Annotated in this window: 15 protein-coding genes; 10 read left to right on the top strand and 5 right to left on the bottom strand. The window is 69.0% G+C overall.

The annotated features are described in order from the left end of the window. Nucleotides 1-366: 366 nt before the first annotated feature. The gene (locus ACOZ38_RS04260) at nucleotides 367-522 is read right to left on the bottom strand and encodes a hypothetical protein (protein WP_424528900.1); all 156 of its coding nucleotides are present in this window, start codon (nucleotides 520-522) and stop codon (nucleotides 367-369) included. Between the two features lie 628 nt (nucleotides 523-1,150). Here ACOZ38_RS04260 and ACOZ38_RS04255 point away from each other — a divergent pair. The 4 genes from ACOZ38_RS04255 to ACOZ38_RS04240 are packed head-to-tail and all read left to right on the top strand — an operon-like array spanning nucleotide 1,151 to nucleotide 4,817. Further along, nucleotides 1,151-3,481: a nitrate- and nitrite sensing domain-containing protein gene (locus ACOZ38_RS04255; RefSeq protein ID WP_424528899.1), complete on the top strand. Its 2,331-nt coding sequence runs from the start codon at nucleotides 1,151-1,153 to the stop codon at nucleotides 3,479-3,481. Next, nucleotides 3,462-3,887: a roadblock/LC7 domain-containing protein gene (locus tag ACOZ38_RS04250; RefSeq protein ID WP_405144114.1), complete on the top strand. Its 426-nt coding sequence runs from the start codon at nucleotides 3,462-3,464 to the stop codon at nucleotides 3,885-3,887. Before ACOZ38_RS04255 ends, ACOZ38_RS04250 begins: the two co-directional genes overlap by 20 nt. Next, nucleotides 3,884-4,234, top strand: coding sequence for a DUF742 domain-containing protein (locus tag ACOZ38_RS04245; RefSeq protein WP_424528898.1), 351 nt, complete (start codon nucleotides 3,884-3,886; stop codon nucleotides 4,232-4,234). Before ACOZ38_RS04250 ends, ACOZ38_RS04245 begins: the two co-directional genes overlap by 4 nt. Beyond that, entirely contained in the window at nucleotides 4,215-4,817 is a 603-nt protein-coding gene (locus ACOZ38_RS04240) for a GTP-binding protein (protein ID WP_424528897.1), read from the top strand. Before ACOZ38_RS04245 ends, ACOZ38_RS04240 begins: the two co-directional genes overlap by 20 nt. A 165-nt stretch (nucleotides 4,818-4,982) precedes the next feature. Here ACOZ38_RS04240 and ACOZ38_RS04235 read toward each other — a convergent pair whose 3' ends face one another. From ACOZ38_RS04235 to ACOZ38_RS04225, 3 genes are all read right to left on the bottom strand, one after another. Further along, nucleotides 4,983-5,855 carry a YybH family protein gene (locus tag ACOZ38_RS04235; RefSeq protein ID WP_424528896.1) on the bottom strand — a complete coding sequence of 291 codons (873 nt, stop codon included), beginning with the start codon at nucleotides 5,853-5,855 and terminating at the stop codon, nucleotides 4,983-4,985. 85 nt (nucleotides 5,856-5,940) lie between these two features. Continuing rightward, a complete protein-coding gene (locus ACOZ38_RS04230; RefSeq protein ID WP_424528895.1) occupies nucleotides 5,941-7,266 on the bottom strand; it encodes a sigma-70 family RNA polymerase sigma factor in 1,326 nt (441 codons plus the stop codon). 529 nt (nucleotides 7,267-7,795) lie between these two features. Continuing rightward, nucleotides 7,796-8,575: a CAP domain-containing protein gene (locus tag ACOZ38_RS04225; RefSeq protein ID WP_424528894.1), complete on the bottom strand. Its 780-nt coding sequence runs from the start codon at nucleotides 8,573-8,575 to the stop codon at nucleotides 7,796-7,798. Between the two features lie 357 nt (nucleotides 8,576-8,932). On the opposite strand from ACOZ38_RS04225, the gene ACOZ38_RS04220 reads away from it, so the two are divergent. The 6 genes from ACOZ38_RS04220 to ACOZ38_RS04195 all read left to right on the top strand — a co-directional run bounded on the left by ACOZ38_RS04220 (nucleotide 8,933) and on the right by ACOZ38_RS04195 (nucleotide 15,041). After that, nucleotides 8,933-9,805: an SDR family oxidoreductase gene (locus ACOZ38_RS04220; protein WP_424528893.1), complete on the top strand. Its 873-nt coding sequence runs from the start codon at nucleotides 8,933-8,935 to the stop codon at nucleotides 9,803-9,805. A 188-nt stretch (nucleotides 9,806-9,993) separates the two neighbouring features. Next, nucleotides 9,994-10,578 (top strand): TlpA family protein disulfide reductase, encoded by a 585-nt coding sequence (locus ACOZ38_RS04215; protein ID WP_424528892.1) that lies wholly within the window; start codon nucleotides 9,994-9,996, stop codon nucleotides 10,576-10,578. 93 nt (nucleotides 10,579-10,671) lie between these two features. Next, nucleotides 10,672-11,538, top strand: coding sequence for a cytochrome c biogenesis CcdA family protein (locus tag ACOZ38_RS04210; RefSeq protein ID WP_424528891.1), 867 nt, complete (start codon nucleotides 10,672-10,674; stop codon nucleotides 11,536-11,538). A gap of 429 nt (nucleotides 11,539-11,967) precedes the next feature. Beyond that, nucleotides 11,968-13,884, top strand: coding sequence for an adenylyl cyclase (locus tag ACOZ38_RS04205; protein ID WP_424528890.1), 1,917 nt, complete (start codon nucleotides 11,968-11,970; stop codon nucleotides 13,882-13,884). A gap of 302 nt (nucleotides 13,885-14,186) precedes the next feature. Beyond that, entirely contained in the window at nucleotides 14,187-14,600 is a 414-nt protein-coding gene (locus ACOZ38_RS04200; protein WP_424528889.1) for a histone-like nucleoid-structuring protein Lsr2, read from the top strand. A 75-nt stretch (nucleotides 14,601-14,675) separates the two neighbouring features. Next, complete coding sequence (locus ACOZ38_RS04195) at nucleotides 14,676-15,041, top strand: iron chaperone (protein ID WP_424528888.1); 366 nt, start codon at nucleotides 14,676-14,678, stop codon at nucleotides 15,039-15,041. 201 nt (nucleotides 15,042-15,242) lie between these two features. Here the strand turns inward: ACOZ38_RS04195 and ACOZ38_RS04190 are convergent, their stop codons facing one another. Then, nucleotides 15,243-16,040, bottom strand: a complete 798-nt coding sequence (locus tag ACOZ38_RS04190; protein WP_424528887.1) for an NPP1 family protein — start codon at nucleotides 16,038-16,040, stop codon at nucleotides 15,243-15,245. Between the last annotated feature and the right edge of the window lie 401 nt (nucleotides 16,041-16,441).

Raw genomic sequence — 16,441 nt, 5'->3', positions numbered from 1 at the left:
GCACGCTGTCGTGGGGTTGCTCATGGACGGCGCCGGGAGGCGTAGGGACGTACGGGTGCGTTATGCGCATCAAGGATTCCTCGAAGTGGGGGGCGGCGATGAGATGCGAGGAAGGTCGCGCCCGTCCTGCGGACGCTGGGGGGCATGGTCGTCGTCCGATGGCCGTCGTGGCCACCGGATCTCGGGCAGGTGCCAGGCAGGGATGCTGAGGGATGTGCATGTCGTCCTGACCTCATGACTCGATCAGGCAAGGCGCGCGCCGCCGCGCTGCCGGGAGGTGTGGCCGGAGGAGTGCCGTCTCCGCCGCGCTGGTTGCCGGGGTGATGCGGGGGGTGTAGCCGGAGAGGTGCCGTCTCCGTCGTGCCGTCACATGGTGAGGTCGGTCCGGGTGAGGGTCTGATCGTTGGTGCGCCGGCCGGACACCACGCCGGCCAGGCTCGTCACGCCCCGTGAGAGGACGCCGAAACCTGGCCGCGCGCGGGGCACCGCCCCACGCACAGGAGGGGTGCCGTCGTCGTCCACGCCGTCACACTCGCCTTTTTATTTCTTAAAGATCAATTAACGAGGTTCTAACACAGCTCCTTCGTGCCTGTATAGACCCAAATGACCGAAGGGATCGTTCTCTGGGCGCCGCGACACCGGGGGCCTCTCGGGTCCCCCAAAAGGTCCATCGACGCGGGCAGGTCGCCTGGCCTGGGCATACCAACCGCCCCCCTTATTACGACCGCGACGCCGCCGCCCCGGTACGCCCGGCCAACCGGCGGACGGTCACGAACGCGCATCGCTCACAGTCGGCGTCTGCTCGCGGCGGTTACCAGGGCGCGGCCGGGAGGCCGTCTAGTAAGCGCGCATCGGGATGGTCACCTTGCGTAATGACCATCCGGCCCCCATTACGGACGGTGCGTATCATGCCAATCCGGTCGAACATCGATATTGAATCTTGGCATTGCTGGCTTGTAGCACTTCTGCCCTGATGGGCATAGTTGTCCAGATCACAGGCGTATCAGTCGCGACGTGAGTTCTCGGGGCCGACCATGGACCGCGGCTGCCTACGGCGCGCCAGCACGCGCGGAATTGGACACGATGGATGAGCTCGCCCCCACCGATCCGCTCGAAGCTTCTCAGGATCCTCCTGATTCCGCTCATTTCCATGATCGCCCTGTGGGGGTTCATCGCTTACTCCAGTGTCGAAGATATCGCGACCATCTCCCGCACCCAGAACCGCTGGGAGGCCATCGGTTCGCCGGTGCTGCAGCTGATCGTCGAGTTCCAGCGGGAGCGACAGCTCTCCGCCGAGGCGGTCGCCGGCACCGGCACTGACCAACCGCTGGCGGAGCAGCGGCGGATCACCGACGGCAAGGTGCTGCACCTGCGCCAGGTGATCGGGTCGGTCGGCCTCCAGGACGGAACCGCCGAAACGCCCGCCAATGTGCGGGCCCTGGTGAAGGCGCTGGACGGGCTGGAGAAGCTTCGGGCGTCCGCCGACAGCGGCATGCTGTCCCCGCCACTCAAGATCCTCGACGCCTACAACGATCTGATCGGCGCCGCCAACCGGCAGTTCAGCGACAGCGACGCACTGAGCGACGTGTCCTCCTACCGCGCGGTGCGTGGCATGTCCGCCTTCAGCGCCACCGCCGAGTACCTCGGCAGGGAACACGCCGTTCTCACCAGCACGATCGTGCACCGCAAGATGACCCCCACCGATCGCGCCGCCTTCGTCGCCGCGATGACCAACCGCAGGCTCGTCCTTGCCAACGCCGAGCGGGACGTGGGCCCCGAGCTGCGGACGCACTACGAGGAGCTCGTGAAGAGCGCCCCCTACGAGCGGCTGCTGGCGGTGGAGGACGCGCTCTTCGTGTGGGACACCAACGGCGCGCCTCCGGTGCAACCCGCCGTGTGGAAGAGCGACGCCGGGGCCCTCATCGGCAAGATCAGCCGGGACACCCAGTACGAGCTGGTCCGCACCGCGGCCGAAGCCCAGCAGCTCAAGGCCGGCGCGTACTGGCGGATCGGACTGGTCCTCGGTCTCGGCCTGCTCGCCGTGATCGTATCCGTCGCGCTGTCCTACCGGTTCGGGCGTTCCATGATCACCGAGCTGAGGCGGCTGCAGGCGTCGGCCGTGGAACTGGCCGAGGAGCGGCTGCCGCGACTGGTCGAGCGGCTGCGCAGAGGCGATGACGTGGACCCCGCCACCGAGGCCCCCGGCCTGGGCTCCGCGGGCACCGCCGAGGTCGACCGGGTCGTGCACGCGTTCTCCGCCGTACAGCGCACCGCGGTGGAGGCCGCGGTCGGCCAGGCGACACTCCGCAAGGGCGTCGCCCAGGTCTTCCTCAACCTCGCCTGGCGCAACCAGGCACTGCTTCACCGCCAGCTCACGCTGCTCGACACCATGGAACGTCGCGTCGAGGAACCGGAGATCCTGGAGGACCTCTTCAAGCTCGACCACCTGACCACCCGCATGCGGCGGCACGCGGAGAACCTGATCATCCTGTCCGACTCGGCTCCCGCCCGCAGGTGGCGCGACCCGGTGCCCGTCTTCGATGTGGTGCGCAGCGCCGTGCTGGAGGTCGAGGAGTACACCCGCGTCACCGTGCCCCCCATGCCGCACGCTCCGCTGCTGGTGGGCGCCGCGGTCGCCGACGTGATCCACCTGATCGCCGAGCTGGTGGAGAACGCCACCGTCTTCTCGCCGCCCAACACCGCGGTCCAGATCCGGGGCATGACGGCGGCCAACGGCTTCGCGGTGGAGGTCGAGGACCGGGGCCTCGGACTGAACCGCGTCACCCTCGACGAGCTCAACGCCAAGCTCGCCGATCCCCCGGAGTTCGACCTGGTCGACAGCGACCGGATGGGCCTGTTCGTCGTGGCCAAGCTCGCGGCCCGGCACGGCATCAAGATCATGCTGCGACCCTCGCCCTACGACGGCACCACCGCGATCGCCCTGCTGCCGTCGAGCCTGCTCGCCCCCTCGGAGGCGCCGGACGCCGAGGCCGCACAGCGCTGGCCCGAGAAGGGCGGGGCCGGGAAGGGCGGGGCCGGGAAGGGCGGGGCCACCCGCCCGGACGGGCCCGTACGGGCGCTGGGCCAGGCGTCGGAGTCCCGGCCGAGAGCACTCTCCAGCGCGCAGGACCAGGCGGGCCGCGTCCCGGAGCCCCCGTCGGGCTGGTTCCTGTCCGAGCACGAGCACTCCGCCTCCTCGGCACCCGCGCGGCGGGCCGTGTCCGTGCCCGACGCCGACGCCGCCGACGACGACGACCTGGACGGGCTACCGATGCGGGTACGGCAGGCCAACCTGGCCCCCCAGCTCCGCGAGGCGCGTTCCCCGGAGCAGCACGACGTCTCCATGCGATCTCCCGAGGAGCTCATGAAGCTCATGTCGTCCATGCAGCGGGGCTGGCAGCAGGGCCGGGGCGAGTCCGAGCAGGAACAAGAGATGTGGAACCGAAAGGAGGGCCATTCCGATGCCCGACCCCAGGCCTGAACTGAGCTGGCTGCTCGACGACCTGACCCAGCGTGTGCCCGGTGTCCGGCACGCCATCGTGCTGTCCGCCGACGGACTGGCCATGGGTGGCTCCCGGGAGCTGACCCGGGAGGACGCCGAGCATCTGTCCGCCATCTCCGCCGGCAGCCACAGCCTCGCGCTGGGCGCGGGACGGCACTTCGGCCTCGGCGGCGTGCGCCAGACCATCATCGAGATGGAGGACGGCTTCCTGTTCGTCACCGCGGCGGGGCAGGGCGCCCGGCTGGCCGTGCTGGCCGCGGGCGACGCAGAGCTCGGCATGATCACCTACGAGATGGCGCTCATGGTCAAGCGCGTCGGCGAGCACCTGTCCGCACAGCCGAGGGGGGCGGCTCCGGCGCCCGCCTGGAACGGTGCGAGATCGTGACGGGAGAGGATCCCGGGCCGCTGGTCAGGCTCTTCGGGCTGACCGGCGGCCGTGCGCGCCCACTGGGCGAGACCTTCGACCTGGTGGCCATCGTCACGACCGTCAGCACCTCCTTCGAGCCGGCAGAGCTGACCCCGGAGTATCTCGCCGTGCTGTCGGCGTGCCACCGGCCCACGCCGGTGGCGGACGTCGCGGCGTACCTGAAACTGCCGCTCAACATCACCCGTGTGATCCTCGGCGACCTCCGGCGTGAGGGCCTTGTGACCATCGACCGACCGCAGCCTGCCGCGCGGGCCATCGACGAACGCATCTACAGGGAAGTACTGCATGGGCTCCGCAGCCTCTGAGCCGGGACCGACCGACGTCACCCCGGCGATGGCCATCAAGATCCTCATCGCCGGCGGCTTCGGAGTCGGCAAGACCACCATGGTCGGCACGATCAGCGAGATCCGGCCGCTGCACACCGAGGAGTTGCTGAGCGAACAAGGTGTCGGCGTGGACGACACCTCGGGTGTGGAGTTGAAGACCACCACGACCGTCGCACTGGACTTCGGCCGCATCACCATCCGCGAAGGACTGTGGCTCTACCTGTTCGGCACCCCGGGCCAGGACCGGTTCTGGTTCATGTGGGATGAGCTGGCCCTTGGCGCGCTCGGTGCCGTCGTCCTCGCCGACACCCGCCGCCTGCAGGAGTGCTTCCCGGCCGTGGACTACTTCGAGCAGCGCGGGCTCCCCTTCGTGGTCGCGGTCAACTGCTTCGACGGGGCCCGGCGCCACGACCCGGTCAAGGTACGCCGGGCCCTGGGCCTGGACGGGGTGGCGCCGATCGTGCTGTGCGACGTGCGCGACCGCGAGTCGGTCAAGGACGTGCTGACCACCCTGGTCACCTACGCGGTGGGGGGCGCCTTCGAGAACCCCCACCACGTCTGAGAGGAACGCCCCAATGATGTCGCGCTGGTGGCTGCGAACGGCCCCGGTGTTTCCGCCGGGGCCGCCCCTTCCGGGACATTGCACGTGAGAGTGCGCTGACCCACTTTCAATGTTACCGCTGCCGAACTTCCCATTGCCGACAAGGCAGTGACCTGTCTGCCGTGATCAGCGCCCGCCGTACTTTTCCGTCGTCGCTGCGCTTGTCGTCCTGTACCTGTACGGGAGCGAGGGGTACGAGAGGTGCTGGTGGACCATCACCCACGCGCCGTCTCTCCGTTGGAACACGCGGGTTCCTCGTGACCAGCTCTCGGTCGTCTCGCCGTCGGCCTGCTCGGCGAGGATGTGGTCCAGTCCCCACGCGACGGCGAGGTCCCCCTGGGTCAGGACTCTCAGGTCTGGAATGTCCCAGCTGACGGCTCCGGAGGCCGCATCGAGGCCGCGCTCGCAGACCGCCCGTACGGCCTCCAGGCCGAGGTGCTGAAGGGGCTCCTCGTGCTCATAGGAGACGACGTCCTCGGCGATGGCGGCCATCAGGCCGTCCAGATCCTTCGCAGCGGTGCGGTCGAACCACTGCTCGTGCAGCCGGCGCACCTCCCGCTCCGCCACGACGTCCCCGTCCTCGCCCCCGGTGCCGGTGCCGGTGCCGGTGTACGGGAACGAGTGGTGCTCGTGTGCGACGACCCAACGGCCGTTCTCCTTGCGAAAGCCGAGCGTCAGCCGCAAACGGTTCTCAGGCTGGTCGGCGAGCTGTCGCCGCGTCCCGCAACGCAACAAGGCATGCGCGAAGGCGACGTCCTCACCAGCGGTGACGTCCAGAGACTCGATCTCGAACGAGGCGCCCTGCCGCTGCCACGCGAAGAAGGGCGGCCAGGCCTCACGGTAGGCATCGATGCCGCGTACCCCCTCGTACGGTGGCGGCACGTCGAACATCACGATGTCCTCGGAGTGGTCCGCGAGGACGCCGCCCATGTCGCCGCTGTGGACGGCCTCGGCCCAGCGCTCGATCAAAGTGCGGATCTCTTCGGTGTCGGCAGGCATTCTTCAGCCCAGTCCCTTCTCGGTCGATGATCCGGTCAGGACTACAACCCGCGCGGGCGCGAGAAATCATCGCGAGCCGCCGCTTTCAGTCAGCCGGCTCCACCGGAAGGCCGAACGCCGGAAACTCCGCCTCCAGGAACGAGACCACCTCGGCCACCCTCGTGCCGCGCAGGGTGAGCAGGTCCAGGCCCGCCGGGACGTACACGGCTCTGTCCTCGTCCCACAGGTACGTGCCGAACGCGAGCTGTCCGTTCGCCCGTGCCGGCAGGAAGCGCCACCGCCTGCTCAGCATCGCGTCGGCGAGGAACGCCCGGATGCCATCGTGGCCCTCGTACCAGGCGGTCAACGGTGGCATCGAGTACTTCGCGTCCTCTGTCAGCATCGCCACGATGGCCTCGACGTCCCCGGCCTCCCACGCGGCCATGTACCGCCGCGCCACCTCCCGCCGCGTCGCCTCGCCCATCGCGTCCAGGGTCGCCTGCTGACTGGCCTCGGGAAGCAGGCCGTCGAGGACCTTCCGGGCCCGCTGCAGCGCGCTGTTGACCGCCGCGACCGAGGTCTCCAGCAGATCGGCGACCTCACGGGCCGCGAACCCGAGGACGTCGCGCAGCAGCAGGACGGCTCGCTGCGGAGCCGACAGATGCTGCAACGAGGCGACGAACGCCAGCTCCACGCTCTCCAGGACCACGACGCGAGCCTCCGGGCTCAACTCCGCCGTCCAGCTCAGCCGGTGATCGGGGTACGGCTCAAGCCACACCGCCTCGGCCAGAGGCGCACCCTCCGGGCTCAGGTCAGTGGGGAGCTCGCGACGCCCCCTGCGCTCGATCAGCGTCAGGCACCGGTTGGTCGCGATCTTGTACAGCCACGGCCGCACCGAACCGCGGTCCTCGAATCGCTCCAGATGGCGCCAGGCCCGTACCAGAGTCTCTTGTACGGCGTCCTCGGCGTCATGAACGGACCCCAGCATGCGGTAGCAGTGCGCGTGCAACTCGCCCCGCAGCGGCCCGACCAGCCGTCCGAAGGCCTCGTCGTCACCAGCCCGGGCGGCGGCCAACAGCTCCGCCGCGGCGCCCTCCTCGACCCGCACCAACAGCCCATCCTCCCCCACCGAAGCCACGCTACGGCAACCCACCGACACCCCTCGAAACCGCTGACAGCCGCCTGCCACAGTGTCAGCCCGTCCGCGCCCTCGCACGCCGCGCCCTCTACGCACGGCCTTGAGCGCCCACCACATCAGCGACAGCAGGCCCATCATCGCGGTCACGATGAGCAGGCCCGGCACCGAATGACCGTCCACACGGGGGCCGCCGATATCCAGGAGCGAGGCGACGCGGTCGCCACCGGTGTCCATCAGCCAACCCCAGACGTGCTGGGCCACCGCGAAGGCCAGGAGGGCGATGATGCCCAGCAAGCAGCCTGCGGCACCCTTGGCTCTGGACTTCTCCTTGCCCGCGGCGACAGTGTGCTCGGGGATTCGTGGTGTCCCAGTGTCCGGGAGCAGGTTGGGATAGTGGTGCGAAGGTCGGCATGGGTGGTGACCGGGCCGAGGCCATCGGCGGCGGCCAGAGCCGTACGGCAGGCGTCCGCGTCACCCTGGTAGGCATGGATCAACGCCCGGAGCAGCAGAGGGAGAGGATCGGCCGGCTGGTCGGCGGCAAGCCGGTCCACATAGGCACGAGCCCATGGAAGGCGGCCTTGTTCGCAGCGCTTCATCACGTGAGCGATGGCATCGGCCACGTTCGCCGACGCGAACCCCTCCTCAGCCATCACGACGGTCCACGGCAAACCGCCCGGCTTGCGGGGACACCGATCGGAGAGCTACTGCCGAGTCCCTGAGCGGACCGGCCCATCGCACTCGGCACCGCATGGATGACCACGGGCCCATCTTTGCGGATAGGACGGCTATTCCAGACTAATTCGCACTCAGGGCACCGCCGGAGTCAGCTGCAGCGCCCGAGCATTTGCACGTAGGTCACGGCCGGGGTGATGGACCCGGCAGCCGGATCCGCGCTTCCCAAGGCTGCTTTGGTGTACATCTCGGCGAAAGTCGGGTTGAGGAGGTTGTCGCGGTGTGGCTTGCTGTTCATCCACCACGTGACGGCCGCCCGCGGCGTGACGTAAGAGCCTCCCCACCCCACGTAGGTGTTCTCGCCAACGGAGAACGAGGTGCAGCGGCGACCGTAGCCCACCGCCTGGGCACGGCTTAGCGGGGTCGAGCCGGTCTCCGGATTGATGTGCGGGTCGCACTTGCCAGGGTCACCGTTCACGGGGCGGCAGTTCTTACCCGGCTCCACCTTTCCCCACCAGCGCAGCTTGACGGCATCCACAGCGTGCCTGGCCGCGGCGGCGCCGAGTGTGAGGGCACCGCCTTTGCCCAGCGAGACGTACCTCTTCAGCGGTTGCAGGTTGGTCCGTTCGGCGTTGACGAGACACAAAACCGCTGTCTCGATGGTGGTCGCCTGCGCCCTGAAGGCGACACGTCCCCGGCTGGTGTCGGGAAACGCGGATTGGGGCTGGTAGACGAAGTCGATGTTCGCGCAGGTTCCAGCGCCTTTCAACGGTGGGGCCGCGGCAGCCGCCGGCTGCGCCAGCGAAACGGCGCCGGTCAGGCTCAACAGGAGGGCGCCGGTCACGGCGACGGCAGCCTGCCGGCGGCGTGACACAGGGCTGCCGGGCACGAGTCGCTGCTGCTTGCGGGAGAGCTGTATGAGGCTGCTCATGGGGGACTCCTCGGCGTCTGGTGTCCTTCAGTGATAAGCCAGGGGCCTTACAGGTACCTTGCGGCGCCCTTGAAGGGCCTGCGGCCCCTTTCGGCCCTCCACTCGAATCCACGCCACCGGCCGCTTCCGCCGTGCGAGTCGCGGACCGAACGGACCGCTCCCACGGCCCTGATGTCACACTCGCGGCGCCGGGGGCCTCTTGGGTAGCGAGCCGGGTTCACCAAGTCGGAACGGGTCGCCGAACGGGTCGGCCGAGGCCGCGCAGGTCGTCGACCGGGCCGCCGCGCGTCCGAACCGACCGGGTGTGACCCCGCCCATCCATCACGAACCGGTTCGATCTTCACAAGGAGTGTCGTCATGACCGTTCTGGTCACCGGAGCCACGGGAACCGTCGGCGGCCACACCGTCCAGCACCTGCTGCGCGCGGGCCAGAAGGTGCGCGCGCTGACCCGTGACCCGGCCAGGGCCCGCCTGCCGGAAGGCGTGGAGGTCGTCGCCGGCGACCTCACCGACGCGGCCACCTTGACGCGGGCCTTCGACGGCGTCACCGCCGCCCACCTGATCAACTTCGGCAAGGACTACAAGCCACTGCGCAACGGGGAAGAGATCGTGGACCTACTTGTACGAGCGGGAGTCCGCAGGGTCACCGTTCTCGGCGGCTGGGAGGAAGGCACCCTGGAACCCGCCGTCCGGTCCAGCACGCTGGAGTGGACCGACCTGAAGCCGATCGAGTTCATGGGCAACACCCTGGCCGACTGGGGTGCGCGGCTGCGCGCCGACGGCGTCATCCGCGAGCCGTACGGGGACCGCAGGAGCGCCCCGGTCCACGAGTCCGACATCGGCGCCGTGGCCGCGGTGGCCCTGGCCGAGGACGGCCACGCCGGCAAGGCCTACACCATCACCGGGCCCGAGGTGCTGACCCCCCGAGACAAGATCCGCATCCTCGGCGAGGCCACCGGACGGGATCTGAGGTTCGAGGAACTCACACCTGACCAGACCCGGAAGGAGTGGGCCGAGGAGGGCACGCCGCCGGACCTGCTCCTCTTCAAGGTCTTCGGCGACACCCCCGGGATCGGCCACCGGGAAATGGTCGAGTTCCTCCTCCGGCTCTACGGCACGAACCACGAACTCGGCTCCACCGTAACCGGCACCGTAGAAAAGGTGACCGGCCGCAAGGCCCGCACCTTCACCCAGTGGGCGTCAGAGCACGCCGACGCCTTCCGGGCTTAAAGCTCAAGGGCCCGCGTTGGCGTCAGCGAGACAACAAGGTCTCCCCGTCGTACGGGGGCCTCGTGGCACGGACCGTAGATCGCCGACCGCTCCTCCGCGCACCGGGTTTCCCGGCCGCCGCGAGCGTGCGGGGGGCCGTCATGGTCTCGTAAGGTCTGGAGAGGGGAAACGCTTCTACGCTGGACTGCATGATCAGAGCACGTAGGGCGGCCGTCGTGGCGCTGGCGGCCTTGTTGACCGGCGCGTGCGGGGCCGGATGGGACGAGGCAGCCAACCCGGTCCGCAGCGACGCGCCGTTGTCGGCCCCGCTTACCTCCGCCCCGGCGACGGCGCCGTCCACGGCCGGTCCGGCGGGGAAGACGCCGGTGCCCGCCGCGCTGGAGTTCTCGGCCAAGACGCTCGACGGTCAGCAGTTCCGCGGGGCAAGCCTCGCCGGCAAACCGGTCGTCTTCTGGTTCTGGGCGCCGTGGTGCCCCAAGTGCCGCTCCGAGGCGCCCGCCGTCAAGGCCGCGGCGGCCCGGTACGGCGATGTGACATTCGTCGGCGTGGCGGGCCTGGACACCGAGGCGGCCATGAAGGAGTTCGTCCAGCGCACCGGAACCGGCGGCATCGTGCAGCTCTCGGACGAGAAGGGCGCGGTGTGGACGAAGCTCGGCGTCAGCGAGCAGTCCACGTTCGTGTTCATGAGACCGGACGGGGGCACGACGAAGGCCTCGGGGCCGCTCGGCAAGGACGCGCTGGACGGCCATGTCCGCAAACTGCTGGCCGGGTAGCGCCGCCATGCCGGCCACCGGACCGGCAGCGGCCGTGATCATCGTCCCCTCGGGGAGGGCGAGCATGACCGCCATCCGCTCGGGAGGGCGAGCATGAGCGCCGCCGACCTGCCGCTCGCCCTGGCGTTCACCGCGGGCACGGTGGCCGCGTTCAACCCGTGCGGCTTCGCCATGCTGCCCGCCTACCTGACGATGCTGATCGCCGACGACGGGCCGGACCGGCGTGGACCGCTGGTCCGGGCGCTGGTGCTGTCGGTGGCGATGACGGCCGGGTTCGTCACCGTCTTCGGGCTGTTCGGGCTCGCCGTCACCGCGCTCGCGGTGTCGGCCGGTCGCTACCTGCCGTGGGCGACGCTCGTCATCGGCGCGCTCCTGATCGGTCTCGGCGCCTGGCTGCTGAGCGGCCGCGAGATGCTGGTCCGTCTCCCCGGGCTGGCCACCGGGCGTCCCGCCGCCTCACCGCTGTCCCTGTACGGGTACGGCCTGTCGTACGCGGTGGCCTCGCTGTCGTGCACCGTGGGCCCCTTCCTGGCGGTGACCTCGGCCTCCGTGGCCGGCGGCGGGCTGGTCGGCGGGGCGAGCGCCTTCGTAGCGTACGCACTCGGGATGGGGCTGGTCGTCGCCGTACTGTCGCTCGCGGTGGCGCTGGCCCACGCCGCCGCGGTGGCCCGGCTGCGGCGGCTCCTGCCGTACGTGTCACGGGCCGGCGGCGGCCTGCTCGTCCTTGCCGGGGCGTACGTCCTGTACTACGGCTGGTACGAGCTGCGCGTGCTGGACGGCGGGTCCGCAGAGGACCCTATCGTGGGCGCCGCCACGGCGGTGCAAAGCCTGATCTCGGGCCGGCTGGCGACCCTCGGCGCGGGCTGGGTCGTCGCCGCGCTCGCCGTCCTGCTGGCCGGCGGCGTGCTCGTGCTGCGCGTGCTGCGGCCGAGGCGGCGCGAAAGAGGACTCAGGCGGTAAGTAGTCCGGTCGAGCACCATCACGTCGAATGCCCGTCAGATCTTCGCCGTGCGCAGTCGACGCCGACCGATCCTCCGGCGCCGTTGACCCGGTGCCCGCCGGTGGCGGGCCCCTGAGCGTCCGTCCGAGAAATCAACCGCCGCGAGGACATGGCGCTGGACCGATTCACACGGTAGAAACATTCCAACAACATCCATCTTCCGCGGCTGGATGCACGCCCCGTAATGAGAGAGCGCTCTCCCACCTCTGGGCGTGGCGTCCGGCCGCCCACCCCCCAGTAGACAGGTCGATGACCACTGTGAACGCCCTACACGCGAGAGCGCTTCCGCGGCCCTCGAAGCACCCCATTCGCCCGGTCCTCATGCCCGCCATCCCCCCGACGTCTTCTGTCCACGTAGCGCCGCACGCCGAGCGGAAGGGACGAACCGTATGACGACCCAGCTTCCTGGCAACGGAGGTTCCGCGAGGCGGCGCCCCGGCCGCAGGCAACTCGGCCGGGCGTTCGCGCTCGGCCTCGTGCTGACGACCGCCGTCCTGACGACGGGAACGGCCGCCACCGCCGCCACGCCGGAACCCCGCACCCCGGACTTCGGGCCGAACGTCACCGTCTTCGATCCGAGCATGCCGGTCAGCGAGATCCAGGCGACCCTCGACGCGGCGCACGCCACGCAGGTCGACAACGAGATGGGCACCACCCGCCACGCCTACGTGTTCAAGCCGGGCACGTACGGCACCACGGAGCACCCGCTCCAGATCAAGGTCGGCTACTACACCGAGATCGCCGGCCTGGGCGCCTCGCCCACCGACGTCGTCATCAACGGCAAGGTCGAGGTCTACAACCGCTGCCTGGAGAACGGCGGCACGGGCAACTGCCTCGCGCTCGTCAACTTCTGGCGCACCCTGTCCAACCTGTCGATCAACGTCAACGCGGCCGGCCAGGACGGCTGCAGGGCATCGGCGAACTTCTGGGCAGTCTCCCAGGCCGTGTCCATGCGCCGACTCAACGTCAGCGGTGGCAACCTGTCGCTGATGGACTACTGCACCGCCGGCCCGCAGTACGCCAGCGGCGGCTTCATCGCCGACTCCAAGCTGCCGTCCGTCACCAACGGGTCGCAGCAGCAGTGGCTAACCCGCAACAGCGAGGTCACCGGTTGGTCCAACGGTGTGTGGAACCAGGTCTTCTCGGGTGTCGTCGGCGCTCCGAGCGACGCTGCTTTCCCGAACCCGCCGTACACCACGCTCGACACCACTCCGGTTAGCCGTGAGAAGCCGTACCTGTTCGTCGACGCGAAGGGCAAGTACAACGTCCGCGTGCCCTCCGCCCAGAAGAACACGCGTGGCATCACGTGGGCCAACGGCATGACGCCGGGCCGTACGCTGCCGATCGCCGACTTCTTCGTCGCGAAGCCGTCCGACTCGGTGCAGGTCATCAACAGCCAGCTCGCACGGGGCAAGCACCTGCTCCTCACGCCCGGCGTTTACGACATCGCGAAGAGCATCGAGGTCAAGCGCCCCGACGCGGTCGTCCTCGGTCTCGGACACGCCACGCTCACCGCCGTCAACGGCTCGACCCCGCTCGACGTCGCCGACGTCCCCGGCGCCGTCATCGCCGGCGTCACGATCGACGCGGGCCTCGTGAAATCGCCGGTTCTGCTGCGGGTGGGCAAGAACCACGGCAAGGACGACCACGGCCGGGGTGACGACCACGGCAGACGCGGTTCGGCGGACAACCCGACGACCCTGTCCGACGTGTACTTCCGCGTCGGCGGACCGCACGTCGGCAAGGCCGACACCGCGCTCGAAGTCAACAGCGACAACGTGCTCATCGACCACACCTGGGTGTGGCGTGGCGACCACGGCGTCGAGGGCTTCACCGACACCCAACGGTGGAACACCAACATCGGCCGGTACGGCGCCGTCATCAACGGTGACCACGTGACGGCGACGGGCCTGTTCGTCGAGCACTTCCAGCGGTACAACACGGTCTGGAACGGCGACGACGGCACGACCATCCTGTACCAGAACGAGCTGCCGTACGACCCGCCGACCCAGGCCGACTGGATGAACGGCGCCGTCAAGGGCTTCGCCGGCTACAAGGTCGGCAACCGCGTGAAGACCCACAACCTCTACGGCGGTGGCGTCTACGTCTTCAACCAGAACAACCCGGCGATCCACACCGAGAACGGCTTCGAGGTCCCCCAGACCCCGGGCGTGAAGCTGCACCACATCATGACGGTCAATCTGAGCGCCGGAATCATCGACCACGTCGTCAACGGCGTGGGCGACCCGGCCGACACGACCAGAGTCGGTTCGCCGGTGTACGTCACGCAGTACCCGGCCCCGTAGAACACCCGCACAACCCAACGGCACCATCGCCGCCCTGGTGGGCCGGAGTTCCCCAACTCCGGCCCACCAGCCCGCTGTGAGCCCGCATACGCACAGCGCGGTGTGAGCCCGCATTCGCACAGCGCGGTGTGAGCGCGGATTCGCCGACGGGCAGCCGCGCCTGACCGGCCCGTCCCTGCTGGTCATGGCGAGAACGCGTATGCGGTGGGTGCGTCGACATGGTCAATAACGCGATCGTTTCTCGAACGCCAGTATGATGCCACGGTCCAGACAGAAGGTGACCCACCCGGAAAGGGCTGCAAGTGGCGCAGAAGGTGATACTGGTTGACGACCTCGACTCCTCCGAGGGCGATGATGTAGTGAGACGGGAGTTCCCGCTGCTGAACCGGACCTTCGCCATCGACCTGTCGGATGCCAACCAGCAGCGGCTGAGCGACGCTCTCGCGTTCATCGAAGAGGTCCTGGAGAGCTCTCGCGAAGTGAAGCAGGCGTCGCGGTCGAAGAAGGCCCCCGACCTCTCGCCCCGATTGCAGGGCTACACCCTCACCGACGTCCGCAAATGGGCACGCGAGCAAGAGCTGGACGTACCCGCCCGCGGAAAGGTCCCCGACGAACTCATCGAGCAGTTCGTAGCCGCCCACCCCGACGAGACCTCCACGCAGTCGGTGCCGGAGGAACAAGCAGAGGACGGCACGAAGCCGAACACCGGCACCTGAGCCGCCGGCCGTCCCGCATGGCGGCCTCCTTGGCCGGCGGCCCGCCCAGCGAGCGTGACGGCCTACGATTCGTGCATGGTGCAGAGCAAAGCGGGAGACGTCGACGCCTACCTCGGCGAGGTACCCGACGAACGCCGGGAGACGTTGACCAGGCTGCGCGAGCTGTGCCGCACCGAGCTCACGGGCTTCACCGAGATCATGACGTACGGGATGCCCACGTACGAGCGGGACGGCGCCGCCGAGATCGCCTTCGCGAGCCAGAAGCAGTACATCTCCTTCTATCTCATGCGCAGCGACATCCGCGAGGCTTTCGAGCAGCGCCTGGCCGGTCAGAACATGGGCAAGGGCTGCCTGCGCTTCCGTAAGCCGGAGCAGATCGATTTCGAGCTCGTAAGGGACCTGCTCGCAGCCACCGCAACCAAGCCGGGCACGATCTGCTGACCGGTCGCCGGCATCTCCCACGGCCGCCGGCCGATGCCGAGGACAACCAGCGCCGTCTCTCGACGTGGTGCCGCTCCGGCGGTTTCGTCGCCGGAGCGGCACCTCGGGTACGCGCATGGGTTTCACGTCGTCACGGCCTCCCGCGTCCGGCCTGGGCCTGCGCGTGGAGAGGCTGACGGTAGTCGGAACCTATCGGGGTCGTCAGGCCCGGGGGTCGAAGGGGATGCCACTTGGCTTGGCGCCCGCGAGCAGGTCCCCGAACCTCCCGTCATTGATCTTGATGGTCGCGGCGCCGAAGTCCGCGTTCATCAGCCTGTCGCGCAGCGAGGTGCTTGGCCAGCCGTTCCAGTCCACGAGCGGGGGATAGCGCCAGTTGTGGTAGTGGTTCTCCGGCGGCTCGTCGTTGCCGTTGGCGAGCCGGAAGAAGTGCGTGGACGCCCCGTCCTTGTGGTAGACGACCTTGGGGTGGGACCCGTCGAAGCGCACCTGCGAGCGCGTGTAGGTCACGACGCTGCTGTGCTGCGTGGTCGACACGTACTCCACCTGGTTGGACGCCTGGTTGATCCAGGAAATGACGTGCTCCCAGTCGTGACGGTGGCCGCCGAGGCTGATGCCGGCCAGCGCCTGGTCCTTCTCGAAGTAGCTGGCGTACACGACGGCGCACCAGCCGTTGTTGCACTTGGACCGGGCGTAGGTCTGCGAGTTGTCCAGGTCCGACTGGTCATGGCAGTTGCCGTTGACCGCCCCGGTCGGGTTCAGCCCCGGGGCGAGGGTCCCGTCCGGCCCGATGGCGGGGGTGGCGTAGCAGCCGTCGCCGTCGTAGTCGTAGGCCGGCGAGAACGACGCCTCGTACCCTCCGGCCGACTGGGGAAGGTTGTGCGGCGGATCGGCGTAGGCCGCCGACGCGGGGATCACGACCCCCAGAGCGGTGGCGCCGAGCACGATCCCGAGCCGGGAACGCTTGCGCCTGAAGAACGTTGGGGACCTCCTCTCTGACACGGTCGCTGACTTCGATGCCCTCGCGGTTGACGTGAATGACGACAGTTTTCGCATTCTTCCGCTTTCTCGAAGGACTGGCTCCATGACCTGCGTCGCGTCGGCGTGGTGGGGGTGGTAGGAGCAATCGGCGACGTTATCCGCGCCGATGTGAGCACGCCTCGCACTTTCACGGCACCACGAGACCGACGCATGATCAAGGTCCCCAAACCAGATGACACCGACATGTATCAGCAACGACCGAAAGGTAGCCCCCGAGCGAACCTCATGAACCACCCCCCGCAGAAGCCGGCCCCCGGCCCGGTCCTGGCGCACAGGCTGTTCTCATGGGTCGGCCGAAGCCGCCGTGTCGTTTCGAGGCCGGTGGTGTCACCAGGCGTCCAGCCAATGGCCGGGATCAAAAG

It is taken from the genome of Sphaerisporangium viridialbum (assembly GCF_049674955.1).
Taxonomy (GTDB): Bacteria; Actinomycetota; Actinomycetes; order Streptosporangiales; family Streptosporangiaceae; genus Sphaerisporangium; species Sphaerisporangium viridialbum.
The sequence above is the reverse complement of the archived record's forward strand: the minus strand, read 5'-3'. Positions and strand labels throughout refer to the sequence as shown.